Genomic DNA, 783 nt, shown 5'->3' on the forward strand with positions numbered 1-783 from the left:
GCGTCACCCGGGTGCAGCTCCGGGATGCCGGCTACTTCCCCGGCGACGACTCGTCCTCGCGTGGCGCGTTCTAAGGCGTCGTCCTCATCAGCGGCGGGAGTGACCAGGTCCTGTCGCAGGCCACCGACGGCGTCGGCGTAGGCGTCCCACGGCTTGTCTCCCCGGGCTGGCGGGACGGGACGGTCCTCAGTCCTTGCGGCCAGCGCGAGCAGCTTCGTCAGGTCGGCGGCCTCTGCGGCCGGAATTTGCTGGGCGATGAGCTCGATGTCCAGGGCGGGGATGCGCAGGATTCCGTGCTCGTCGATCCTCAGCTGCCAGCGGGTGCCGTCGGCATGATCGGGGTTATCAGCCAGCACGAGAGCGACCGCGGCGCGGGAGGGCTGGGCGCGCATCGCCTGGAGCAGTTCATCGAGTCCGTTCGTGTCCTCGGCCAGGTGTGGAGCGATCAGCAGGACATGGGGCGCCCACGCGTCGCCGACAACGTCATGCAGCCGGCCGGTGAGTACGTCGACGCCGATGCCTCCGATCGCGTCGTGCACCGAGTCCAGCTGGTGGTGCAGCGACGCGATGGCCTTGCCGAAGTCCTCGGTGTAGGTCAGGCGATCGGGGTTGATGTCGGCCATCTCCCGGCCGAAGCCGACCAGGGTGACCCGCAGCATCTCTGACCAGGTGTTGTGCGAGAGCTCGGCGGCGAGGAATCGGGCCAGGTTCAGACACCGTTCCGGGTCACCCGACACAGACATCGCCGCGACACGTTCCAGATCCAGCAGCCAGTGCTCGCCC

1 pseudogene is annotated in these 783 nt (G+C 68.6%); it reads right to left on the reverse strand.

What is annotated here, in order from left to right:
- Positions 1-743: pseudogene (locus tag RM423_RS24980) on the reverse strand (hypothetical protein); the annotation flags it as partial.
- Between the last annotated feature and the right edge of the window lie 40 nt (positions 744-783).

The organism is Jatrophihabitans lederbergiae, assembly GCF_031845305.1.
In the GTDB taxonomy this organism is placed as follows: Bacteria; Actinomycetota; Actinomycetes; order Mycobacteriales; family Jatrophihabitantaceae; genus Jatrophihabitans_A; species Jatrophihabitans_A lederbergiae.